General features: G+C 64.0%; 29 protein-coding genes. 14 read left to right on the top strand and 15 right to left on the bottom strand.

Going from position 1 to position 22,262, the window contains the following annotated elements; genetic code table 11:
- The first annotated feature begins 4 nt into the window (after positions 1-4).
- Positions 5-295, top strand: coding sequence for a hypothetical protein (locus tag AC0L2O_RS01720; protein ID WP_409189881.1), 291 nt, complete (start codon positions 5-7; stop codon positions 293-295).
- A 5-nt stretch (positions 296-300) separates the two neighbouring features.
- Here the strand turns inward: AC0L2O_RS01720 and AC0L2O_RS01715 are convergent, their stop codons facing one another.
- Positions 301-813, bottom strand: a complete 513-nt coding sequence (locus AC0L2O_RS01715; protein ID WP_369725773.1) for a DUF4142 domain-containing protein — start codon at positions 811-813, stop codon at positions 301-303.
- A gap of 95 nt (positions 814-908) precedes the next feature.
- Between AC0L2O_RS01715 and AC0L2O_RS01710 the strand changes: the two genes are divergently transcribed.
- Entirely contained in the window at positions 909-1,103 is a 195-nt protein-coding gene (locus AC0L2O_RS01710; RefSeq protein ID WP_369725772.1) for a hypothetical protein, read from the top strand.
- 327 nt (positions 1,104-1,430) lie between these two features.
- Positions 1,431-1,637: a hypothetical protein gene (locus tag AC0L2O_RS01705; RefSeq protein WP_369725771.1), complete on the top strand. Its 207-nt coding sequence runs from the start codon at positions 1,431-1,433 to the stop codon at positions 1,635-1,637.
- Between the two features lie 195 nt (positions 1,638-1,832).
- On the opposite strand, the gene AC0L2O_RS01700 is transcribed toward AC0L2O_RS01705, so the two are convergent.
- A complete protein-coding gene (locus AC0L2O_RS01700; protein ID WP_409189880.1) occupies positions 1,833-2,093 on the bottom strand; it encodes a hypothetical protein in 261 nt (86 codons plus the stop codon).
- A 178-nt stretch (positions 2,094-2,271) separates the two neighbouring features.
- Here AC0L2O_RS01700 and AC0L2O_RS01695 point away from each other — a divergent pair, with 178 nt between their 5' ends.
- The gene (locus AC0L2O_RS01695; RefSeq protein ID WP_369725769.1) at positions 2,272-2,430 is read left to right on the top strand and encodes a hypothetical protein; all 159 of its coding nucleotides are present in this window, start codon (positions 2,272-2,274) and stop codon (positions 2,428-2,430) included.
- Between the two features lie 30 nt (positions 2,431-2,460).
- On the opposite strand, the gene AC0L2O_RS01690 is transcribed toward AC0L2O_RS01695, so the two are convergent.
- From AC0L2O_RS01690 to AC0L2O_RS01660, 7 genes are all read right to left on the bottom strand, one after another.
- On the bottom strand, positions 2,461-2,946 hold the full coding sequence (locus tag AC0L2O_RS01690; RefSeq protein WP_369725768.1) for a DUF3147 family protein: 486 nt from the start codon (positions 2,944-2,946) through the stop codon (positions 2,461-2,463).
- Positions 2,946-3,293, bottom strand: coding sequence for a DUF3147 family protein (locus AC0L2O_RS01685; RefSeq protein WP_369725767.1), 348 nt, complete (start codon positions 3,291-3,293; stop codon positions 2,946-2,948). Before AC0L2O_RS01685 ends, AC0L2O_RS01690 begins: the two co-directional genes overlap by 1 nt.
- The gene (locus tag AC0L2O_RS01680; RefSeq protein WP_473368463.1) at positions 3,290-3,877 is read right to left on the bottom strand and encodes a phosphatase PAP2 family protein; all 588 of its coding nucleotides are present in this window, start codon (positions 3,875-3,877) and stop codon (positions 3,290-3,292) included. The genes AC0L2O_RS01685 and AC0L2O_RS01680 overlap by 4 nt, the downstream gene beginning before the upstream one ends.
- A 90-nt stretch (positions 3,878-3,967) precedes the next feature.
- Positions 3,968-4,969 (bottom strand): SDR family oxidoreductase, encoded by a 1,002-nt coding sequence (locus AC0L2O_RS01675; protein ID WP_369725765.1) that lies wholly within the window; start codon positions 4,967-4,969, stop codon positions 3,968-3,970.
- 110 nt (positions 4,970-5,079) lie between these two features.
- A complete protein-coding gene (locus tag AC0L2O_RS01670) occupies positions 5,080-5,631 on the bottom strand; it encodes a DUF4142 domain-containing protein (RefSeq protein ID WP_473368462.1) in 552 nt (183 codons plus the stop codon).
- A gap of 90 nt (positions 5,632-5,721) precedes the next feature.
- Positions 5,722-5,949, bottom strand: a complete 228-nt coding sequence (locus AC0L2O_RS01665; protein WP_369725763.1) for a hypothetical protein — start codon at positions 5,947-5,949, stop codon at positions 5,722-5,724.
- 61 nt (positions 5,950-6,010) lie between these two features.
- Positions 6,011-6,229: a hypothetical protein gene (locus AC0L2O_RS01660; protein ID WP_409189878.1), complete on the bottom strand. Its 219-nt coding sequence runs from the start codon at positions 6,227-6,229 to the stop codon at positions 6,011-6,013.
- A 143-nt stretch (positions 6,230-6,372) separates the two neighbouring features.
- Here AC0L2O_RS01660 and AC0L2O_RS01655 point away from each other — a divergent pair, with 143 nt between their 5' ends.
- The 5 genes from AC0L2O_RS01655 (at position 6,373) to AC0L2O_RS01635 (ending at position 11,331) form a co-directional block, all read left to right on the top strand.
- The gene (locus AC0L2O_RS01655; RefSeq protein WP_369726497.1) at positions 6,373-6,747 is read left to right on the top strand and encodes a PRC-barrel domain-containing protein; all 375 of its coding nucleotides are present in this window, start codon (positions 6,373-6,375) and stop codon (positions 6,745-6,747) included.
- A 198-nt stretch (positions 6,748-6,945) separates the two neighbouring features.
- Positions 6,946-8,106, top strand: a complete 1,161-nt coding sequence (locus tag AC0L2O_RS01650) for an HlyD family secretion protein (RefSeq protein WP_473368461.1) — start codon at positions 6,946-6,948, stop codon at positions 8,104-8,106.
- A complete protein-coding gene (locus AC0L2O_RS01645) occupies positions 8,103-9,722 on the top strand; it encodes a DHA2 family efflux MFS transporter permease subunit (protein ID WP_409189876.1) in 1,620 nt (539 codons plus the stop codon). Before AC0L2O_RS01650 ends, AC0L2O_RS01645 begins: the two co-directional genes overlap by 4 nt.
- Positions 9,723-9,900: 178 nt before the next feature.
- Positions 9,901-10,320 carry a hypothetical protein gene (locus AC0L2O_RS01640; protein ID WP_473368460.1) on the top strand — a complete coding sequence of 140 codons (420 nt, stop codon included), beginning with the start codon at positions 9,901-9,903 and terminating at the stop codon, positions 10,318-10,320.
- A 192-nt stretch (positions 10,321-10,512) separates the two neighbouring features.
- Positions 10,513-11,331 (top strand): aldo/keto reductase, encoded by an 819-nt coding sequence (locus tag AC0L2O_RS01635; RefSeq protein ID WP_473368459.1) that lies wholly within the window; start codon positions 10,513-10,515, stop codon positions 11,329-11,331.
- 72 nt (positions 11,332-11,403) lie between these two features.
- Here the strand turns inward: AC0L2O_RS01635 and AC0L2O_RS01630 are convergent, their stop codons facing one another.
- Together AC0L2O_RS01630 and AC0L2O_RS01625 are read right to left on the bottom strand one after the other, a co-directional pair.
- Positions 11,404-11,625: a hypothetical protein gene (locus tag AC0L2O_RS01630; protein WP_369725759.1), complete on the bottom strand. Its 222-nt coding sequence runs from the start codon at positions 11,623-11,625 to the stop codon at positions 11,404-11,406.
- A gap of 94 nt (positions 11,626-11,719) precedes the next feature.
- The gene (locus tag AC0L2O_RS01625) at positions 11,720-12,160 is read right to left on the bottom strand and encodes a hypothetical protein (RefSeq protein ID WP_369726496.1); all 441 of its coding nucleotides are present in this window, start codon (positions 12,158-12,160) and stop codon (positions 11,720-11,722) included.
- Between the two features lie 170 nt (positions 12,161-12,330).
- Here AC0L2O_RS01625 and AC0L2O_RS01620 point away from each other — a divergent pair, with 170 nt between their 5' ends.
- Positions 12,331-12,603, top strand: a complete 273-nt coding sequence (locus AC0L2O_RS01620; protein WP_409192963.1) for a helix-turn-helix domain-containing protein — start codon at positions 12,331-12,333, stop codon at positions 12,601-12,603.
- A gap of 2 nt (positions 12,604-12,605) precedes the next feature.
- On the opposite strand, the gene AC0L2O_RS01615 is transcribed toward AC0L2O_RS01620, so the two are convergent.
- On the bottom strand, positions 12,606-13,841 hold the full coding sequence (locus tag AC0L2O_RS01615) for an aminotransferase-like domain-containing protein (RefSeq protein ID WP_473368458.1): 1,236 nt from the start codon (positions 13,839-13,841) through the stop codon (positions 12,606-12,608).
- A gap of 64 nt (positions 13,842-13,905) precedes the next feature.
- Entirely contained in the window at positions 13,906-14,433 is a 528-nt protein-coding gene (locus AC0L2O_RS01610; RefSeq protein ID WP_473368457.1) for a DUF3124 domain-containing protein, read from the bottom strand.
- A gap of 348 nt (positions 14,434-14,781) precedes the next feature.
- Between AC0L2O_RS01610 and ribB the strand changes: the two genes are divergently transcribed.
- The 3 genes from ribB to AC0L2O_RS01595 all read left to right on the top strand — a co-directional run bounded on the left by ribB (position 14,782) and on the right by AC0L2O_RS01595 (position 18,289).
- Positions 14,782-15,858: a 3,4-dihydroxy-2-butanone-4-phosphate synthase gene (ribB, locus tag AC0L2O_RS01605; protein ID WP_369725756.1), complete on the top strand. Its 1,077-nt coding sequence runs from the start codon at positions 14,782-14,784 to the stop codon at positions 15,856-15,858.
- A gap of 128 nt (positions 15,859-15,986) precedes the next feature.
- Entirely contained in the window at positions 15,987-17,201 is a 1,215-nt protein-coding gene (locus AC0L2O_RS01600) for an acyl-CoA dehydrogenase (RefSeq protein ID WP_473368456.1), read from the top strand.
- Between the two features lie 167 nt (positions 17,202-17,368).
- Positions 17,369-18,289 carry an MBL fold metallo-hydrolase gene (locus AC0L2O_RS01595; protein ID WP_473368455.1) on the top strand — a complete coding sequence of 307 codons (921 nt, stop codon included), beginning with the start codon at positions 17,369-17,371 and terminating at the stop codon, positions 18,287-18,289.
- 116 nt (positions 18,290-18,405) lie between these two features.
- Here AC0L2O_RS01595 and AC0L2O_RS01590 read toward each other — a convergent pair whose 3' ends face one another.
- On the bottom strand, positions 18,406-19,260 hold the full coding sequence (locus AC0L2O_RS01590) for a DUF1499 domain-containing protein (protein ID WP_473368454.1): 855 nt from the start codon (positions 19,258-19,260) through the stop codon (positions 18,406-18,408).
- A 204-nt stretch (positions 19,261-19,464) separates the two neighbouring features.
- Complete coding sequence (locus AC0L2O_RS01585) at positions 19,465-21,093, bottom strand: fatty-acid--CoA ligase (protein WP_409189872.1); 1,629 nt, start codon at positions 21,091-21,093, stop codon at positions 19,465-19,467.
- Between the two features lie 65 nt (positions 21,094-21,158).
- On the opposite strand from AC0L2O_RS01585, the gene AC0L2O_RS01580 reads away from it, so the two are divergent.
- The gene (locus tag AC0L2O_RS01580) at positions 21,159-22,226 is read left to right on the top strand and encodes an extensin family protein (RefSeq protein WP_473368453.1); all 1,068 of its coding nucleotides are present in this window, start codon (positions 21,159-21,161) and stop codon (positions 22,224-22,226) included.
- Positions 22,227-22,262: the final 36 nt, after the last annotated feature.

Below are 22,262 nucleotides of genomic sequence, written 5' to 3'. Positions count from 1 at the left end.
GCTCATGAAGGCCGGACTTACATTTGTTATGGTCACGTTGTTCATCACTGGATCGGCCCATGCGCAAGGAGCGCCGAGTGGGCGCGGTGCCGTGACCGGCGATCCCGCCGCAAGTTCTGCGACCCCGCGTGCGCAGCAGCCGACCACGGGGGCTGCGGCCAAATCGAGCCGGAGTGGCAGCGGCACCTCGACCTCGGGCGGCAAGGATGACAATGGCGACGCCGGCCGGGACAAGATGTCCGGGAGCGACCACACCGTGCGGCCGGAGACCCAGCAGCATCCGGACAAAAAATAGGACAGCTACTTGTCGGCCATGGTGCGCTCGGCGTCCTTCAACTGGGCGCGCAATCTCGGCAATTGGTCCTTCGCGAAAGCGGCGAGCGCGGCGTTGTCGGGCGCCTTCAGATAGCGCTCGAGCATGCCGATCGCGGAGTCGTATTCGGGGATCTGCGCGGCATAAAAGCTTCTGACATAGGTCGGCCCGTCCGCACTCTCGGGCTCGGCAACGCTCGCTCCGGCGGATGTTGCTTTGCCGATTCGCGGCTCGGCGCCAATCCTGTCCTGGATCTCCTTCAGCGCCTTGTCGCGCTTGGCGGCTTCTTCGGCGCGCAGAGCGGCAAGGTTCTTGACCTCCGCATTTCCCTTCAGATCGGTGCTCTCCAACAGGCCCTGCTGGAAGCGGCTCAGGGCATAGAGGCCGCCGATGACGTCGGTCGCAGTCGGCGTGCGATCGCCCTGTATCTGCTCACCCGGGCTGTCGGCGAGCGCTGCGGTGCTGATGAACGCCAGGATTATCGCGACAAGAATTCGCATAAGCACCAATGACGTTTGGGACGCGAAGTTCCCGCAAATGTTACGATCCCGTAAGAGCGGTTGCGCAATGTTGGCTCGGTGCCCACATCTTGCTTATGAAACAGTCTGATATTTTCCGGGACAACGCCGATAACTGCCTGCAGCTCGCCGAGCGCGCCAAAGGCCAGCCTACCTACAAGCGCTATTCGCGTATGGCGGAAGCTTGGAGGGCGCTCGCGAACGAGCAGGACTGGCTGGACGGCGAAATCCCGCCGGTCATGGTCCGCGGCCGCCAAAAGCAGGACGCCTGACGCTCTCGTTTTCGTGAATCTGCGTGTGAGACGCGTCACGGTATGCGCGCACCAATTAACGATGATACAGGGATAGTCGATCGCGTTGGTTTTCGATCCAGCAGGAGGTTTGCAATGGCTCCACGTCTGGCACTTCTTTCTCTCATTCTCGCTTTCGGCGTCTCTGTCGCGTTCGCGACGGTGACGACGGTGCGGCAAGTGCATCAGGGGAATGCATCAGTCGCGGTGCACGCTGTGCATAGCTAGCGCCCCAGCCTTTCGCACGCGCCGGAACATTCGGCGCTCCGGTGCGTAAGCGCTTTGAGACATCAGAGGCGAGAGGACAGCATGGCGCATTCCGACCAGGGCATCGTCAAGGACCAAAGGGCAGAGGAGCAGCCGCGCGATAAGCGGCGTGCCCAGACCGTGCACAAGACCGATCCCAAGGGCTCGCCGTCGCGCGAAGCGACGCGCGATCCCGAGTTGAACGACAACAGCAAGACGCCGGGCTCAGGCATGACACCGGACGATTCCGGCGCCGCCCCGAGCGGCTAGAGCATCGACCCGGAAAAAGCGCGAGCGGTTCTTCGAAAGCTCAAACCGCGGGGCCTTTGCGCGAGGAACGAATCGTCTGGCGAAACGTCGACAGATTGCTTCCGGTTGTCATGCCCCCGGTGCGCCGGAAGCAATCTCCAAGGACGGCCCTGGCACCCACCGTGTCGGGGCCGTTCCGCGATGAGAGGCTGGGAATCACTCCGTGCCCTCGCCGTCGGCCTTTGCCGGCGTGTGTCCCGCAGGACCGCGGCCAAATACGCCATACTCGCTTGATTTGACGCCGGCGGAGGAGCCGAGCTCGGTCTCGATCCCCGCTGCTGCGAGCCCGAATTTGAGCAACTCGCGAACCGCCGCGGCGCGCGTCGGCATGCGGTGTTTGAACCGGAAATCGTCGATTGCGGCCAGCTCTTCCGGCGAAAGCATCACTTGGAGGCGCTCGGCGCGAAGGTCGTTCATGGTTCCCAGCACGCAAATTGAGCAAGTTGCGTAGTTTACTCAACTCGCCAACTTGCCGCGAGTTCCACAGCAACCTCAAGAAGCGTCAGTTGAGCGAGATAGTCGATGCAAATCAGTAAGATAATGCTTTGAAACGTTTCGCGCGGAGACGCATTTTAAAGGGGAAGGGAGACGTACCATGACGGACGAGGTCAGGTTACCCCGCAAGCTTTCTGACGAGGCCGAAGCGCAGAAGCCCGTGCGTCCGAGCCATCAGAAGGTAATTGAGCAAGTCGAGCGCTGGGCCAATAGCTCCGGCTTGCAGCCCCCGAGGACAGAAGATGCGAAGACGGTCTGAGCCTCACCACCTTCGAGCAACCCTCTGAGCTTACGACAGGGAGCCCCGGCTTCCTGTTGATCGGACACGGTGTTCGGCCCGGGGATGGCGAGAGACGGCGCGAAGCTTTCGCCTCAGCCACCACGCTGACACCGACACCACGGCCCAAGCCACGATGGCGAGGGCGAACGCGCCGATGATGCTCGCTTCCGCTGTCACGGAAAACACAACGGCGAACGCAACGAGGCCGATACTGCCGAGGCCGGCACCTGCGGCATCGAGCGCCGCGGCCTGCTGGCCGCGTCTGCGCCCGGACAGACCGGCCTTCTCCTTGGAACGGCGTTCATGGCTCTCGACCAGCGTTGCGCTGGCGCAGAAGATCGCGGGAAGCGCGAGAAAGAGGCCGCCGACCGACGCTCCAAAGCGCGCGCCGAGAGCCCCGGCGAGGACGGTCGCCAGTCCGCCGAGTACAAAGCGGATTCCATACTCGTACCATTGTGTCCGCTTCAGCGCCGATGGTGACATCTTGACCAGCATCAGGCCGCACCTCCGAAACCTGCAAGCAGTCCAAAGGCGACCGCAAGCCACACGGCCGAAGCGAGGATGGTGGCCGGCAATGCGTTCAGAGAGTATCGCATCAGCAGGTGGCAGACCGCGACGCTGTAGCAGCCGAGGGCGACGGCACCATAGATCATGGTCCAGCTTTCGGCGGCGGCATAATGAGATCCGTGCTGGACGACGACAATGCCAAGCGTCGCCAGCGCCACAGAAGGGGCGGCGCCGAGCAGGCCTGCAAAGCTCTTCGGCCTGAGCATGTCCCCGAGGATCGCGAACGCGGAGACGATCACGCCGCCGGCAATGAAGCGCACGACATATTCGGTCATGACCGTGCCTGTGACTTGTGCTGCCGGCTGCGCGGCCTTGCCAGCGTCCAGGGCCTGAGCAGTCTCTCCACGGCAGCGCCGAGCGCGAAGCCTGCCACCACGTCGCTCGTCCAATGCGCGAGCACCGCAATCCGTGTCAGTGAAAGCGCGACCGCAACCGAGCGCACCAGCCGGCGCGGCGTTGGCGGCAGCAGGCCGGCGGCCGAGGCAATTGCGCCCATGTGGACGGCGTGACCGGAGGGGAAGGCATCGCGCGCCCGCCCAGAAACAGGGGCGCCATTTTGATGTCCGCGCACCGTCAACCGGTCCGGCCTGGTCTGATCGAACACCGATTTCAGAACATGCGGCAGCAAGGCCGTCGCCACTGAAACAGTCAGAACGTGGTTGGCGATGCGGCGCTGCCGTCGCGGTTGCAGAAGGTGGGCAGAGAGCCACCCGGCCGCCACCAGCGCGAGCAGCACGTGCTCGTCAGCGCCCCAGGTCAGAGTCTCTGCGGCGTGCTCAATGCCTGGATTGGTGTGCGCCGCGATTTGGTTCGCGACCGCCGTGTCTATTCGGGTGGGTTTGACCTCTATGAATGCCATCGTTCTCCGGCGAGATGTCCTTCATGACGCTTTGTAAAGCTTTGATGACAATGAAGGTTCCTCGCTGGTGCGGCGCTGCCCCGACGACGATTACGGATTCCCGGCGCCGCCGGAGGCGCCATACACTTGGCCGGTGGCATAGCTGGCGTCAGCGGCTGCGAGCTGGACGTAAATCGAGGCGAGCTCGGCGGGCTGGCCGGGGCGGCCGAGCGGTGTCACGCCGCCGAACTTTTCGAGCTTGTCCATCGTGGCGCCGCCGGAGACCTGGAGCGGCGTCCAGATCGGCCCCGGAGCGACGCCGTTGACCCGAATGCCCTTCGAACCAAGTTGCTTGGCCAGCGACTTCACGTAGTTCATCGTCGCCGCCTTGGTCTGCGCGTAGTCGTAGAGATCGGGCGAGGGGTCGTAGGCCTGTTCGGAGGTCGTGCCGATGATGCATGAGCCCGGCTTCAGATGCGGCAGCGCGGCCTTGATGATCCAGAATGGTGCGTAGATGTTGGTCTTCATGGTCGCGTCGAAATCTTCGGATGTGACATCGAGGATGGAAGCCCGCGTCTGCTGCCGCGCTGCGTTGCTGACGATGATGTCGAGACCACCCAGCTCCTGCACGACCTGGTCGACGAGCCTCTTGCAGAACGCCTCATCCTTGAGATCGCCGGGAATGGCGAGGCCGTTGCGTCCCTCCTTCTTGATCAGCGCGATCACCTCCTGCGCATCCGGCTCCTCAGCCGGCAGATAGTTGATGGCGACATCGGCGCCCTCGCGGGCATAGGCAATCGCGGCGGCGCGGCCCATTCCGGAATCGCCACCGGTGATCAGCGCCTTGCGGCCGGCCAGCCGGCCCGAGCCCCTGTAGCTGGTCTCGCCATGGTCCGGCCGCGGCTCCATCTTGCCGGCAAGCCCGGGCCACGGCTGCGACTGCTTCTTGAACGGCGGCTTCGGATAGCGCGTGACGGGATCGATCAGGTCCTGCTCGGGCATGGACGTATTTCCTTTCGCTGTTGAAGGGGCCAGCGAAGCAGCAGCAAGCGTTGCGCTCGCCGCGTGGACGACGTGCCGGCGGGACATCGAGGTTTTGGTTTGATCAGCCATGACGGTCTCCCAAAAACGTTGCGCTTCAACGTGCAGGGACCGAGATCGTTGCTAGGTCGAGGAGGACGCCGCGATGCCGGCGTCCTCAGAAGATTCTTTGCTGCAAACTTCTACTTGGACTGTCCGACGTTCGGAGCCCTGCCGAGCTCTTTGGCCATGTCGAGATGATGCCTCAGCGTCGGCAACGTCTTGCCGGCCCAGTTCTTCAGTTCGGCATTGTCGCCGCCATTGGCATAGCGCTCGAACAGAGAGACCGCGTCTTCATGCGCGCTGACCTGATAAGAGTTGTAATCCGAGCTGAAATCCTTGCCGTTGGCGCTCTTGAGCTTGTCGAGCTTGCTCTGGTGCGAGCTGTCGAGCGACGTCGGCACGGTGGCTTGGGCCTTGCCGTTGCCGACCAGGCCCTTGAGTTCGGTGCTGGTCTTGGTGTGGTCGGTCACCATCTGCTGCGCGAAGGATTTTTCTTGCGCGTTGCCCTTCTGCTCGGCGAGCTTGCTCGACTCGATCTCGAACATGTCGCTGATGGCGACTTCCTTGACAAAGTCGGCGGTGGTCGGTGCGACGCCGAGCGTTGAATTCACGCCGGTCTTCTCGCCGAGTGACTGGGCGAGCGCGGGGCCTGCGAGGAGCACGCAAGCGAAAGCGACGATGGTTTTTTTCATGGTTCGGTCCCTCTGACTGACGGCGCAGCCGAAAGGCCGCGCGAACGTTCGCGCCGACCAACCCGCAGCAGGAGCCGAGGTTCCAAGCGGTTAGTCCGTCGGATTCCTGCCGGTGCGGGGATTGATGGGATCGGTCGCCTTGCGCCGGAGCCGCTCCGGCAGGAACGGCTCGGCGGACGTGGCGGACGCATCGGCGCGCACGTCCGCATGATGCTGCGCCCGCTCATGCGGCGTCCGGTTGTCGTCGACCTTGCGCCTCACGTCGAGGCCACCGACGGGATCGTTGACGCCGTGCTGGATATCGCGGAAATCGCTCATGGTTCACCTCATTCCTTTCCGGGCAGGATCGATTCGAACACCTGCCGTGCCGCTCCCTTGATCACCCCGGCTTCATCACCCCGGCTTCGTTCGGATACCCCTTCAACAGAGCAAGCGAGCAGTTCTTGGCTTGCTGCAGCGTGATGTGCGGCGGCAGTGGCGGCACCTCGGGATCGGTTTTCACCTCGCCGGTGATGCCGTCGGCCGGATAACCAAAGATGTGGCGCACGCCCCCCTGATGCAGACGCTGGACGACGAAATCGGAGACGGTCTGAGACATCGCGGGGCTCCGGGTTCGAGGTGCGAAAGTCAGAGAACCGCGCCTTTCGCGCTATTGTTCCAGAGGAGTGGAGGAACGCGCTTCCGGAACGATCAAGTCCGCGTCCGGTTGGTCCACACATCGGCTGAGTGGAGAGAATCGAGATGTTGAATCAAGGCGAACTGGATCGAGCCGAAATGGGACGGCTGATCGGCAGCGACAAGGTCGAGGGAACATCGGTTTACGGCGCGGATCGCAACAAGATCGGATCCATCGAACGTGTGATGATCGACAAGACCAGCGGCAGGGTGTCGTACGCGGTGCTTGGTTTTGGCGGATTCCTAGGGCTCGGCAACGATCACTATCCCTTGCCTTGGCAGGCGTTGAAATACGACACGGAGCTCGGTGGATATGTCACCGGCATTACCGCCAAGGAGCTGGAGGGCGCGCCGAAATACGGCGAAAGGAGCGACTGGAACTGGGGTGATGACGCCGCACTGCGCAGCATCAACGCCTATTATGGTGTTCCCGTCCCGTAGGCGCTTTCCAAGACGAGATCCGACTAATCAGTGAGCGCGGCATTCGCGTGCCGCGCTTCTTGTTGTGCAGAGCATTCACAATTGTGAGTGGTGCTCTGTCATGCCGGAACCATGGTTTGACGCTGCGGTTAGGCCCCGGTGTGCGAGGTGGCTGTGGCCTCTCTGCCGTCGGGTTCAATCCCCAGAAAGGTGTTCACCGTGGATGCTCAGACACGGGAGCGTGGGCCGTCCGCGGAGCAACCGCAGAGGGCGAAGGAAGCTCCAAAAACGTCTCCCGATCAGCCCCGCGACGACAAGCGACAATCGGAGCAGCCGGCCAAGGCGCCATCGTTGCGCGAGCGGCTTCGCGCACACTGGCTGCTGACAAGCATCGGGGCCATCGTGCTGATCGCTGCGCTCGTTGGCGGTCTGCTGTACTGGCTCGAAGTTCGCCACTACGAGTCGACCGACGATGCCTTCGTCGCGGCCCGCAGCTTTTCCGTGGCCCCGAAGGTTGGTGGCTACGTAACCGACATCCCCGTCAGCGACAACCAGCATGTCAACGCGGGCGATCTCCTCGCCAGGATTGACGAGCGGGACTATCGGATCGCGAGCGAGCAGGCGGCTGCACAGGTTGCGGTCTCGAAGGCCAACATCGCCAATGTCGAGGCGCAGATCGTTTCCCAGCAGGAGCAGATCAAGCAGGCCCAGGCTCAACTCGAACAGGCGCAGGCCCAGCTCCAGTTCTCGCAGGAGGAGTTTTCGCGAGCCGAAGACCTTGTCGAGAAAGGCGCGGGCACGGTGCAGCGCCAGCAGCAGACTCGCTCCGACCTTCAAGCTCAACAGGCCAACACCGCGCGTGCCAAGACGGCGGTCGTCGCGGCGCAGCTCGGAATCAAGACGCTGCAAGCCCAGCTCGAAGGCGCCAAGGCGCAGCTCGAACAATCGCAGGCGCAGCTCGATCAGGCGAACTTGAACCTGCAATACACCAGCGTCGTCGCGGCGCAGTCCGGACGCGTCGTCAAGCTCAGCGGCGCCAAGGGCAGCTTCGTGACCGCAGGGCAAAGCCTGATGATGTTCGTGCCCGACGACGTCTGGATCATCGCGAACTACAAGGAGACCCAGCTCAACGATATGCGGCCGGGCCAGCCGGTCGACATTCGCATCGACGCCTATCCCGGCCGCAAGCTCACCGGGCATGTCGATTCCGTGCAGCCGGGCTCGGGCACGGCGTTCAGCCTGCTGCCGGCGGAGAACGCCACCGGCAACTACGTCAAGGTGGTGCAGCGCGTGCCGGTGAAGATCGTGGTCGACAACTGGCCGGACGATCTGCCGGTCGGTCCCGGCATGTCGGTCGTGCCCTGGACCCGGGTGCGATGACCGACGTCGCGGCAGGCGGAGCCTCCGCGGGAGGCTGGTCGCCGGAGCGATCGGCGGCCGGCGGGCACAATCCCTATCTGATCGCCTTCGTCGTTTCGATCGCGACTTTCATGGAGGTGCTCGACACCACCATCGCCAACGTCGCGCTGCGCCATATCGCCGGCGGGCTTGCGGTCGGCATCGACGAGAGCACCTATGTCATCACCAGCTATCTCGTCGCCAACGCCATCGTGCTGTCGATCTCCGGCTGGCTCTCGACCGTGATCGGCCGCAAGCGCTTCTACATGATCTGCGTCGCGACCTTCACGGTGGCCTCGCTGCTGTGCGGGTTCGCCTGGAATCTGCAAGCCCTGGTGCTGTTCCGCATCCTGCAAGGCCTCGGCGGCGGCGGCATGGCGACCAGCGAGCAGGCGATCCTGGCGGATTCCTTTCCGCCGCAGAAGCGTGGCCAAGCCTTTGCAATCTACGGCGTGGCCGTCGTCGTCGCGCCCGTGATCGGTCCGACGCTCGGCGGCTGGATCACCGATACCTATACCTGGCATTGGGTGTTTTTGATCAATGTTCCGATGGGACTGCTCTCCCTGTTCCTGGTCGGCACACTGGTGAAAGAGCCGTCCGGCGCGGAGGAGGAGAGGGAGAAGCTGCTCAGCAAAGGGCTGCGTGTCGACTATATCGGCTTCCTGCTCGTCGCGATCGGGCTCGGCTCGCTCGAATACGTGCTCGACGAGGGACAGCGCAACGACTGGTTCGGCTCGAACACGATCGTCACCTTCGCGGTGCTTTCGGCCGTCTCGCTGATTGCGCTGATCCCGTGGGAGCTGACCCGCGAGGATCCCATCGTCGACCTGCGTCTGCTCGGTCGCCGCCAGTTCGCGGCCTGTTTCCTGGTCATGCTCGGCACCGGCGCGGTGCTGATTTCCACGACGCAGATGCTGCCGCAACTGCTTCAGACTGAGCTAAACTACACGGCGTTGCTAGCTGGCCTTGCCTTGTCGCCCGGCGGCATCGCGACGCTGATGCTGATGCCGGTGGTCGGCCGCCTCGTCGGCAGCGTGCAGCCGAAATATCTCATCATGTTCGGAGCCGCAGTGGTCGCGTTCTCGATGTGGCATCTGACCGGGCTGAACGGCGACATCACCTACAGCTATGCGGCGCTGTCGCGCATCTTCCTCGCGATTGGCCTTCCCTTCCTGTTCCTGCCGGTGACGACCGCGTCCTATGACGGCGTGCCGCCGGACAAAACCAACCAGGCCTCCGCGCTGATCAACGTTGCCCGCAACATCGGCGGCTCCATGGGCGTCGCATTGGCGCAAACGGTTTTGGCGCAACGCCAGCAATTCCATCAGAGCCGGCTGATCGAGCACGCCGCGCCGTCCGACCTCGGTTACCAGCAGACCATCGACACCATGACGCGCTTTTTCGAGGCGCAGGGCTCGAATGCGAGCGATGCTGCCTCGCAGGCCGTCGCCTGGGTTGGCCGCACCTTGCAACAACAGGTCGATTTCCTCGCCTATATCGACGTGTTCTGGACCCTGGCCGTCATCGCCGTGCTGATGATCCCGACGGCGGCAGTGCTGCGTCCGATCGACCTCAGTGCGCCGGCGCGGGGGCATTGACGGGTAGATCATCCGTAGCCGCCTAATGGGGTTCCTGGACGGAACGGGTGCAGTGCGGAAGGTCGCATGACACCGCCAAACTTCTTAACCACGGCGGCAATCGACCGCTGGAATTGCGCGCGAGCCCGCCTAGATAGGGGTAAATTACCTGTTTGATAATCAGTTTCAGGAGGCGGCCGTGGTCCTGAAGAGCGTTCATTCTGCCGTTGCCCTTGCTCTCGTGCTCGCATGGAGCGGCCTGGCACACGCTGACGGCTACAAGCCTGACGAATATTTTGGCCTCGATCTTTCCAAGGCGGTGCTGTCGCCGAAGCGGCTCGGGCCGGAGACGCAGTTCGCACCCGTCGCGCTCGAAGCGAAGGGCGGCAACGAGGCGCAGGCGCGCATTGAGCCCATGGACGTGCCGAAGAAGGTTGCTGCGAAGCGCGTGCACGTGCCGGAGCCGAAGGTCGCGCATGCCAAGCCGGCACAGCGGCGCGGCGCCGCCCGCACCAAGCTTGCCCATCGCCACGGCAATCCGCTTGATGCGCAGGCGATGGACACCCGCATCCAGACGTGGCCGTGCCGGTCCGGCGGCATCTGCAACTGGAAAAACTAGACGCGTCGCGTGGCTGCCCGGGACAAGCTCGGGCTCACGGCGGCAAAGCACCTAACCCGATCTTGATTTGGTCGGACGCGACCCACGCGTTATGCTGAGCGTTCCCGCCACCGCTTTTCCATCACCGAAGAGTCTGCTCACGCGGCATCGCCGCGCGCTTCCGGTGGGCACAAATACCTCAGGAGTTTGCTCATGAACGATCTGAAGACACAGGGCATCAGCGTGCCCAAGCTCGGTCTCGGCACCTTTCGCATGCAGGGCGATGCCTGCCGTGCCGCGGTCGAGAGCGCGCTGTCGATCGGCTATCGCCACATCGACACCGCCGAAATGTACGCCAACGAGGAAGCGATCGGGGCCGCGCTCGCCGCTGCTGGCGTGCCGCGCGGCGAGCTGCATGTCACGACAAAGGTCTGGCACGAGAATCTGGCGCCGGACGCGATTCGCCGCGCTTTCGATGCCAGCCTGGGCAAGCTCAGGCTCGACCACGTCGATCTCTATCTGGTGCACTGGCCGTCCAGGACGGCGAACTGGGGCGCGGTGTTCGAGACCTTGATCAAGCTGAAGGAGGAGGGGCGCACGCGGGCCATTGGCGTTGCCAATTTCACCACGGCGCTGCTCAAGACGGTGATCGAGGATATCAAGGCACCGATCGCCTGCAACCAGATCGAATATCACGCGATGCTCGATCAATCGAAGGTGCTGGCCTATCTCACGGCCAAATCGATTCCTCTGGTCGCCTATTGCCCGCTCGCGCAGGGACGCGTCGCATCCGATCCGGTGCTGGGCGAGATCGGCGCGAAGCACAACGCCAGCGCCGCGCAGGTGGCGTTGAAATGGCTGCTCGACCAAAACGGCGTCGCCGCCATCCCGAAGGCGTCACGCCGCGAAAGCCAGCAGGCCAATCTCGATGCGCTGAAGATCACGCTCGACAATGCCGATCGCAGCAAGATCGCGGCACTGCCGAAGGACAGGCGCTGCGTTAATCCTGGCTTCGCGCCAGCGTGGGACTAGCCATCGAGATACTCTTTCTCCGACGCAAAGAAATGGCCCCGCGAGGGGCCATTTCCATGTTTGCGTTGCGCATTAGTCCCAGTGATGGCCATGACCGCGCTTGATCACCACGACCCGGTCGTGATGGTGCCAGCCACGATGCCAGCCGTTGTCACGATGCTCGCGGAATTCGGCGCGAGCGCCGTAGCCGCGGTCATGGTCGCCTCTGACCACCATCGTTTCGGCACTCGCCACGGTCGGTGCAACGATCGCAAGCGCGCCGAGAGCTGCAATCACGTAACCAAGTTTCGTCATGATGTCCTCCTCCAAGTAATGCAAAGGAGAACGGCGCATGCATAGGAACGTTCCGCAAGAATTGCTGGAGAATTCTGAATGGATGTTCAGGTGGCTAGTCGCAACGTCGCTGGGGCGGAGTCGGCGCGCCGGTCGCGACGTATTTGCCGTCCCTGATCGTGTACTCGCCGCGCTCGCTTCGATTATAGATCGCGCGCAGGCTGCCATCTTTCGAGAGCAGCAATCCGAATTCGCGCGTCTGATGCAGCGAGGGGAAGAACACCATCAGATTGAGCAGCCCTTCCGCGTTGACCGTGGCGGACACGACCTCGCTCTCGTCTTTGGCTTCGCCGAAATTGCGCCGGTACATCACCCGGCCGTCCTTGTTGATCTCGTAGGTGAGCAGCGCGCCCGTGTTGCGGCCTGGCGGCAGTGCGCAGTCGACCGACCATGAGCCGAGCAGGCCCCATCCCTCCACTGTCGCCGCAAGCGACTCGGCCCGGGTCACCGACGCAAACGCAATCCACAGCAGCGCAGCCGTCATCCAGCGGCTCATATAAGGCATCATGTTTCCGGTAAGCCCCGCCCCGAACAATTCCAAAGTGTAGCATCCCGTCGGCAATCGTCCACGGCAGCGGCCGATCGCGCGCGAATTTGATCCGCGTCAATGAGGCCGGCCCGATCCCCGGTAGGATGGCGGCTCCGCAAGGCGAATTGGATGGACCGATGCTGAATCAAGTGGTGGATTTCGCGGGCGAAGTGCTGCCGGGAAGCTGTGCCGTGCCGCCTTATTCCGAGACGGCGTTCCTGGCCGAGCTGGGCGAACGCTTGAGGTCCTCGCGCATGCGTTGCGACCTGTCACGGCGCGAGCTTGCCCGCCGGTCCGGGATTTCGGAGCGCTACATCGCCCAGATCGAGGCCGGCAAGGGCAATGTGTCGATCGTCCTGTTGCTGCGCCTGGCCTCGGCCATTCACGGCAGTCAAAAGCAGGCAGCCTGAAGCTAGGCCGGCGCCTTCTCCACATTGGCGCTGCGGGCCGGCACGCCAAACTCCTTGCGGCAGATCTCCGCCAGCACGGCGACGCCCTCGCGGATCTGCTGATGCGAGGGGCTCGCAAAGCACAGCCGCAGTCGCGATCTGGAACGGTTTTTGTCGGTCGACCATTCCGGCCCCGGATTGATCGAGACGCCGGCGGCGAGCGCAGCTTGATACAGTTTTAGCGTATCGACCTGATCGGGCAGCTTGACCCACAGGAAGATGCCGCCTTTTGGCTCCTCGAACTCGGCAGCGGTCCCGAACTGCTCGTTCAGCGCTTCCATCAGCGTGTCGAGCTTGGTGCGCAGCGCCTTCGCCAGCGCCGGCACGTGGGTGGCGAAGTGCGGCTGGCAATAGGTGGCAAGCACCATCTGCTCCAGCGCACCGGAGCCGGCATCGGTCTTCAGCGCCAGCATCCGCGACATCACCTCCCAGGGCGCGACGATGAAGCCGACGCGCAGTGCCGGCGCGATCGACTTCGAGAACGAGCCGATATGGATCACGCCGCCGTTCGGGCTCATCGCGTGGATCGCCGGCGGTCGCTGTCCTGACCAGACGAGGTCCGCATAGCAATCGTCCTCGAAGATCGGGACGCCGTATTCGCTCGATAGCCGCAGCAATTCGGCACGCCGGCTTTCCGGCATGACGCTGCCGGTCGGGTTCTGCACGGTGGGGATCGTGTAGATGTATTTTGGCCGGATGCCGCGGCGCTTCAGGTCAGCCAGCGTCGCGGCCAACGCGTCCATGCGCATGCCGTCTTTGTCGAGGGGAATACCGATGGTCTCGACCCCAAGTCGCGTCAGTCGTTCAAGCGATCCGTGATAGGTCTCCTGCTCGACGATCACGGTGTCACCGCGCGCCAGCAGCGCGCTATTGACGAGGTCGAGCGCCTGCAACGAGCCCGAGACGATCATGACATCGTCGACTGTGCAGCTGATGCCAGCATCGCGCTTCAGCTTGCCGACGAGGAATTCGCGCAGCGGCAGGTAGCCCTGCGGGCCGTGTGCAAGCCCGTAAGTCGCAAGCGTCCGGCCTTCGCGGCGCAGGGCCAGAGTGGCCGCCTCGATCAGGTCGTCGAGCGGGAGCTGCTCGGAATCGTTGTTGCCGCCCACAAAGCTGTATTTGGCGAGACCCTTCCAGCGCGCAGAAGGGGCCGGCAGCCCCGCAGGAAACAGCGGCGCGAAATCGAAGCTGGACGTCATGGAGCGTTCCTCGTTCATTTTTGTCGCCCTGCCGGCTTTGCGCCGGTCAGTGGTACTTTCTTGCTTACTTCTTGCCGGCCGTCCGAGTCGGACGTCCCTGGCTGATGAAAGCGTAATGCGCATTGGCGACGCCGCCAACCATCAAGGCTTCGACCACCGGCTCGGCGATCTCGCTGGCAGCGGCCCAGTCGACGATGAAATTGGCCCCGGTCCCGCCGCGCACGTCGTCGGTCGGAATGAAGATCGAAACTGTGGCCAACGGTTTCAGCGCGACCGGCGCCTTCAGATAGCTCTCGACCTGTTTGCCGGTGGTGTCGAAATAGGCGATGCGCTTGACCACCAGCGCCTGGGTCTCGGAGGCGTTGTGGATGCTCAGCGTCACCGAGAAATCGACCCGCAGCTTGCCCTGGCTCATTGCGACGCTGGAATAAGCCGGCACGTAGAACCCGCCGGAGACGGCCAGCTCCTCCCTGGGCATCGCGGTGAGGGAATCGGCAGAACTCTGCTCGACATCGACTTTCGGCTGCGCCAGCGCGGGCAGGGCGGACGCGAGCGGGCATAGCAGCGTTGCGATGGCGAGGCCTGCCAGCATGTGAGGAATTGCTCGCTTGCCGCGCCGCACCCGGTCTCTGGGCTGCGGCGAAACGGACCGATCTGGCATGCACGAGCTCATTGCCGACATCACTCTCTGGCTTCTCTTTGCCTGGATGCTGCGCCGGCTCGCGCATTTCTCCCGGCAACCGCTGATCTGGCTTACCTTATCGCCGGCTTCTGAATAGGTCCATTCGGCGCCCGCGCCTGCTATCGCCGGGTATGTTGGTTGCAAGCCTGAAAGCCTGCCCGGAAGCGGCCTCCAGGCATATGCGGCTGCGTCCAGGACACTAGCGCTTGGTCCCGAGTCCGGCTAAGCCTCCGGCCCATAACCGATAGAGATTGGGAAATGCCCGATACCGTTCAGGAAGTTTTGCAGGCCTTTGCCCGGGGCGAGCTCGTTGTCGTGACCGATGACGAGGACCGCGAGGGCGAGGGCGATTTGATCGTCGCCGCCTCATTCTGCACGGCGGAAAAGATGGCCTTCATCATCCGCCACACCTCCGGCATCGTCTGCGCGCCGATCACCACCGAGGACGCGCGCCGGCTGCGGCTCGATCCGATGGTCGCCCACAACGATTCCGCCCACACCACCGCATTCACGGTCTCGATCGACTACAAGCCCGACGGCGGCACCGGCATCTCCGCCGAGGAGCGCGCCTCGTGTTGCCGCGCGCTGTCCAATCCCAATGCCGGCGCCAACGATTTCGCCCGGCCCGGCCACATCTTCCCGTTGATCGCCAAGGACGGCGGCGTGCTGCTGCGCTCCGGCCATACCGAGGCCGCGGTCGATCTCTGCAAGCTCTCCGGCCTGCCTCCGGTCGGCGTCATCAGCGAGTTGATGAACGACGACGGCAGCGTGATGAAGGGCGAACAGGTCGCCCGCTTCGCGGCCCAGCACAAGCTGAAGCATGTCACGATTGCCGACATGATCGCCTATCGCCAGGTGCGCGAGAAGCTGATCGAGCGGGTCTCCACCTTCGTTACCGAAAGCCCGATCGGCCCCTTGCAGGGCTATGCCTATCGTTCGCCGTTCGATTCCATCGCCCACGTCGCCTTCGTCTATAACGGCGTCGGGGACGGCAAGAACGTGCTGACGCGATTCCATAAGCCGAACATCGTCAAGGACATCTTCACCGGCCACAAGCGCATGGCGGCCGTGCTCGAGCAGTTCAAGAAGGCCGGTCGCGGCGTGCTGGTTTACTTGCGCGATGGCGCGGCCGGTGTCCCCGTGGCGCCGCTGCCCGACGAGACCTCGACGGAAGCCGACCGCAACCGCCAGTGGCGTGAAGTCGGCGTCGGTGCGCAGATCCTGCGCGATCTCGGCGTCACCTCGATCCGCCATCTCACCTCCTCGGTGCACGACTACAAGGGATTGTCGGGCTTCGGCATCGAGATCGTCGCCAACGAACAGCTCGACACCTGAGATCGTCATTCCGGGTTCGCGCTGATGCGTGCCCCGGAATGACCGAAGCCAGGATGCAATTGCACTTGTTGCCGCGGCGCTTTACGTTGTCGGGCAAATTTTGACGGAACCAGACGAAAGGACGTTTCATGACCGCGCGCCCTCAGGCCAAGGACAAGCCGGCTTCGGCTTCTTTCCAGTGGGACGATCCGTTCCTGCTCGACGAGCAACTCACCGAAGACGAACGCATGGTGCGCGACACCGCGCGCGCCTACGCCCAGGACAAGCTGTTGCCGCGCGTCGGCAAGGCCTATCTCGAAGAGAAGACCGACCGCGAGATCTTCAATGAGATGGGCGAGCTCGGCCTGATCGGCATCACGTTGCCGGAAGAATATGGCTGCGCCAATGCGGGCTACGTCGCCTACGGCCTGGTTGCACGCGAGATCGAGCGGGTCGATTCCGGCTACCGCTCGATGAATTCGGTGCAATCGTCGCTGGTGATGTATCCGATCTACGCCTATGGCGACGAGAACCAGCGCAAGAAGTACCTGCCGAAGCTCGCCAGCGGCGAGTGGGTCGGCTGCTTCGGCCTGACCGAGCCCGACGCCGGCTCCGATCCGGCCGGCATGAAGACCCGCGCCGAGAAGGTCTCCGACGGCTATCGCCTGACCGGCAGCAAGATGTGGATCTCGAATGCGCCGATCGCCGACGTGTTCGTGGTCTGGGCCAAGTCGGCCGCGCACGACAATCAGATCCGCGGCTTCGTGCTGGAGAAGGGCATGAAGGGCCTCTCCGCGCCGAAGATCGGCGGCAAGCTGTCGCTTCGCGCGTCGATCACCGGTGAAGTCGTGATGGACGGGGTGGTGGTGCCCGAGGACGCGCTGCTGCCCAACGTGTCCGGCCTGAAGGGCCCGTTCGGCTGCCTCAACCGCGCCCGCTACGGCATCTCCTGGGGCGCGCTTGGCGCCGCCGAGGACTGCATGCATCGCGCCCGCCAGTACACGCTCGACCGCAAGCAGTTCGGCAAGCCGCTGGCCGCGACCCAGCTCGTGCAGAAGAAGCTCGCCGACATGCAGACCGAGATCGCGCTGGGCCTGCAGGCCTCGTTGCGCGTCGGCCGCCTGATGGACGAGGGCAAGTTCGCGCCCGAGATGATCTCGATCGTCAAGCGCAACAATTGCGGCAAGGCGCTCGACATCGCCCGCGTCGCGCGCGACATGCACGGCGGCAACGGCATCTCGATCGAGTACCATGTGATGCGGCACGTCCATAACCTCGAGACCGTCAACACCTACGAGGGCACCCACGACGTCCACGCCCTGATCCTGGGCCGAGCGATTACCGGCATCCAGGCGTTCTTCTGAGCCGGGTATTCCGTGGCCGTTGTTTTGCGCAGCTGTCATCGTCCGCGAAAGCGGACGATCCAGTATCCCAGAGACCTCGCCTTCTCCACCGGCGCCGCGGCGTACTGGATACCCGCCTTCGCGGGGTATGACGGCGAGGGTTGGGGCTGCAGTGCACAGGAAGTCCCATGGCCGACACCGACGACGTCCCGTTCAACCGTAACTTTCCGCTCAAGCCTGGAATCGTCGAGCAAGTCCGCCCCGGCGTGCGGCGTGTGCTCTGTAACAATCCGAGCCCGTTCACCTTTACCGGCACGGTCAGCTACATCGTGGGCGAGGGCAAGGTCGCCCTCATTGATCCCGGCCCGGACGATGCGGCACATGCGGCCGCTCTGCTCGAGGCCGTGCGCGGCGAGACCGTGACGCACATCCTTGTCACCCACACCCACCGTGACCATTCGCCGAACACGGCGCGGATCAAGCAGGCGACCGGTGCGCCGGTCTATGCAGAGGGTCCTCATCGCGCCTCGCGCCCGCGTTTCGAGAGCGAAAAGCACAACCCGGAATCCGGCGCCGATCGCGACTTCGCGCCCGATATCAGGATTGCCCATGGCGACGTGGTCGAGGGGAATGGCTGGCGGCTCGAGGCCGTGGCGACGCCCGGCCACACCGCCAATCACCTTGCGTTTGCCTGGCCCGAGCGGAAGTTCAACTTCGTCGGCGATCACGTGATGGGCTGGTCGACCTCGATCGTGGCGCCGCCCGACGGCTCGATGATCGACTACATGGACTCGCTCGACCGGCTCGCGGCGCGCGACGAGGATCTTTATTTGTCCGGCCACGGCCCGGAGATCCCGGACGGCCCGCGCTTCGTGCGCTTCCTGATCCGCCACCGCAAGGCGCGCGAGGCCTCGATCCTGCATCGCCTCGCCAAGGGCGAGACCGACATCCCGACCATGGTGCGCGCGATCTACATCGGCATCGATCCGAGGCTCACGACGGCTGCCGGCTACTCCGTGCTGGCACATCTGGAAGACCTCGTCGCCCGCGGTGTGGTGGCGACGGATGGTGATCCCGTGATCGGCGGGACGTATCGGATGGCGAGCTAGCTTCTGTCATTCCGGGGCGCGCGTTAGCGCGAGCCCGGAATCCAGTTATCCGCGGATGCTGCGGCCCGATGGATTCCGGGCTCGCCGCTTCGCGTCGCCCCGGAATGACGAGAGGGCTACTTCTTCACCGTCTTCGCCGGCGCCTTCGGTGGCGCGACCGGTGTCTTCTTCACCGGCTTCAACGCGTCGGCATCGGCGGCGGTGTTGAGATCGTCGATGAATTTGGTCACGCGCGCGGCGTTGCTGCCGAGATCGCTCTCGAAATAGCGCGAGGCCGAGCGGATATCGACGCGGGAATCGTCGCCATCCGGCACGACCCGGATCGAGATATCCTCGCGGAAACCCATGATCGGGGTGCGCGCCACCGCTTCGATGCGGCCGATGCGGCGCGGCGGCTGCGGCGCGCGCTCGTCGATAACCAGCCATTTGCGCTTGTTGACGAGCTGGAGCGCGATCGCATAGGCGCGGTCGACGGGAATTTCGAGCTCGATCGGCTCGATATCAGGATAGAACTGGCGCTGCTGCTCGGCCGAATAGAGGCCGGCATAGACGGCCGGATTGGCGCCGTCGCTGCTGCGCAGCCGCGCCAGCGCGTCGAAGCGCGGCGGGTCGATCGGATCGGTGGTGATGTCATGGATCGCCGGCAGCTTGCGATATTGCAGGCCGAGATAGGCCGGATAGGCCAGGATCACTCCGTCGATCAGAAAGGCGAGCAGGATGCGCGCCATGCCGCGCGAACCGTTCTGCCAGATCGCGGCAAAGCCGGCCAGACCGAACAGGATCGACAGCGCAGCGATCGCGAGGCCGCCGAAGAAGGTCGCGAGCGCCGGTTTCATCTCCAGGAAGCCGAAGCGGACGATGATGATCGACACCACCACCGCCACCACCGCGAACACGGCCAGATTGCGCGCCCAGCTCGCGAGGCTGGACACGGGCTCCGACTGATAGGGAGCGGAAAACCTGCGGGCCATCGGGAGAGCTCTGCCGGGGTTTTGGGAACGGTGCCAGCCGATCTGGCGCGACGTTGGGCCGTTGAGACCACGCCCCGGGGGCAAATTCAAGAGTTCCGCAGAAGGCTGCATCGTCATGGCCGGGCTTGACCCGGCCATCCACGCCTTTTTGCCGCGAAGACGTGGATGCCCGGGTCAAGCCCGGGCATGACGGTGGTGGTGGCCTTACGCCGCCGCGTTCGGAAAGCGGTACTCCTTGAACTGGTCGCGCAATGCGGTCTTCAGGATCTTGCCCGTCGCCGTATGCGGAATGCCCTCGACGAAGGCAACGTCGTCGGGCATCCACCATTTGGCGATCTTGCCATCCATGTATTTGAGGATGTCCTCGCGCGTGGCCTGCTGGCCCTGCTTGAGCTGCACGATCAAAAGCGGCCGCTCATCCCATTTGGGGTGGTACACACCGATCACGGCAGCCTCCGCCACGGCCGGATGGCCGACCGCCAGGTTTTCCAGGTCGATCGAGGAGATCCACTCGCCGCCCGATTTGATCACGTCCTTGGAGCGGTCGGTGATCCGCATATAGCCGGCCTCGTCGATGGTCGCGACGTCACCGGTGTCGAAGAAGCCCTCGTCGTCGAGGATGTTGGTATCGATCCGGTAATAGGCCTTGGCCACCGACGGGCCGGAGACCTTCAGGCGGCCGAAGGTCTTGCCGTCCCAGGGCAGCTCCTTTCCGGCATCGTCGGTGATCTTCATCTCGACGGCGAACGGCGCGTAGCCCTGCATCTGGAGCACGTCGAGGCGCGCTTCGCCGGTCGCATTCTGGAACGGCGGCTTCAGCGCCGCGACGCTGCCGATCGGGCTCATCTCGGTCATGCCCCAGGCGTGGCGAACGTTCGAGCCCATGTCGAGGAAGGCCTTGATCATCGAGCGCGGCATCGCCGAGCCGCCGCAGATCACCATCTTGAGGTCGGGCAGCTTCAGATTGTTGGCGGCCATGTGCTGGAGCAGCATCAGCCACACGGTTGGCACGCCGGCGGTGTGCGTCACTTTCTCGCTCGAGAGCAGTTCGTAGACCGAGGCGCCGTCGAGCTTGGCCCCGGGCATCACGAGCTTGGTGCCCTGCGACGGCGCGGAAAAAGCGATGCCCCAGCTATTGGCGTGGAATAGCGGGACCACAGGCAGCATCGTCTCGGAAGCGCTGGTGCCGAGCGCGTCGACGTTGTTGGCCATCAGCGCGTGCAGCACGTTGGAGCGATGCGAGTACAGCACGCCCTTGGGATCGCCCGTGGTGCCGGACGTGTAGCACATCGCGGCCGCCGTGTTCTCGTCAAAGTCCTTCCATTTGAATTGGCCGTCGGCCTCCGCGATCCAGTCCTCATAGGCCACGACATTCTTCAGCGTGGTCTCCGGCATATGGGCCTTATCGGTCAGGACAACGTAACGCTCGACGCTCGACAGCTTGTCGGCGATCTTCTCCAGCACGGGCACGAAGGTGATGTCGGTCATCACGATGCGGTCCTGCGCATGGTTGATGATCCAGGCGATCTGCTCGGGGAAAAGGCGGGGATTGACGGTATGGCAGATGGCGCCGATACCCATGACGCCATACCAGACTTCGAGGTGGCGCCAGGTGTTCCATGCGATCGTGGCGATACGATCACCGAGCTTGATGCCGTCGCGCTCCAGCATCTGCGAGACTTTGAGCGCGCGCTTATGGATTTCGGCATAGTTGGTGCGATGGATCGGCCCTTCGATCGAGCGCGTCACGACCTCCTGCTGGCCATGAATCCTGGCGGCGTGTTCGATGATCCGGTGGCAGAGCAGGGGCCAATCTTGCATCAAACCAAGCATTCAGACGTTCCTCCGAGGTGGGCTGGACTTTGTTATCGTTCTCAGCGCTGGGCCAAAGATTTAGCATGAGTTTTAGCCTGCCGGACTTTCGCCGCAAATGGTCTTGTCGCGGCTATATGTCCATCCGCCCGGCAATGGTTACCGCCGGGCTCGGGCTGTTGCTTGTATTGCCGCAGCCGGTGGACGCGCGAAAATATGCTGCACCGCTCGACATCTTTGGCTTCGGTGCACCACGGACGCGCCGAGCAGTTCATTCAGCCAAGGTCCCCCTGCCCAGGCCGCGGCCGGAGGAGGCCCCCAAAGCCTCGGACCAGGGCTCGCCGGAGGGTCCAACCGCCGAGGGTAAGGCAGCCCCCGACAAAGCCGCCGAACCCGCGCCAGCGCCCGAGAAGCAGGCGTCGGCCTGCCGGCTGGCGCTGACCGAGGACATCGCGATTGCACCCTCGATCCCCGACATTCGCGGCCCGGGCGCCTGCGGCGGTCAGGATCTGGTGCGGCTGGAAGCCATCGTGCTGCCGGACAAGCGCAAGGTCGCGGTCAAGCCAGCGGCGATCCTTCGCTGCACCATGGCATCAGCCGTCGCGGATTGGGTGCGTTCGGACATGGTGCCGGTGGCCGCAAGCCTCGGCACGACCATCAGCGACCTCGACAATTTCGATAGCTTCGAATGCCGCGGCCGCAACCGCGTCGCCGGCGCGATGCTGTCCGAGCACGGCAAGGCCAACGCGCTCGATGTTCGCGCGATCAAGCTTGCCAATGGGCAGTCGCTCGGCCTGACCGACCGCACCCTGTCACGCGACGTCCGCGAGCGGGTGCTGCATTCGGTCTGCTCGCGCTTTTCCACTGTGCTCGGCCCGGGCTCGGACTGGTATCACGAGGACCACATCCACCTCGACCTGGCGCAGCGCCGCAACGACTACCGGATCTGCCAGTGGAATGTCTGGGACCCTTTGCCCCAGGTCGCCCCCCTGCTCCCGGCCGAGCGCCCCGAGGAGGCGCCGCCCCGCGATGTCGCGGCCAGGTCAGAGGGCAGCAAGGATGGGGCCGACGATCAGGCGAACCCCACCGCGCCGGCGGCCAAGCCGGCCGCCGACTCTGGCAAGAGCAAGCCGGCAACAAAAAAGCGCCGGTAAAACCGGCGCTTTTCGAAACCTTCAGATCACAAGGAT

Source organism: Bradyrhizobium sp. Kon10 (assembly GCF_055807395.1).
The sequence above is the reverse complement of the archived record's forward strand: the minus strand, read 5'-3'. Positions and strand labels throughout refer to the sequence as shown.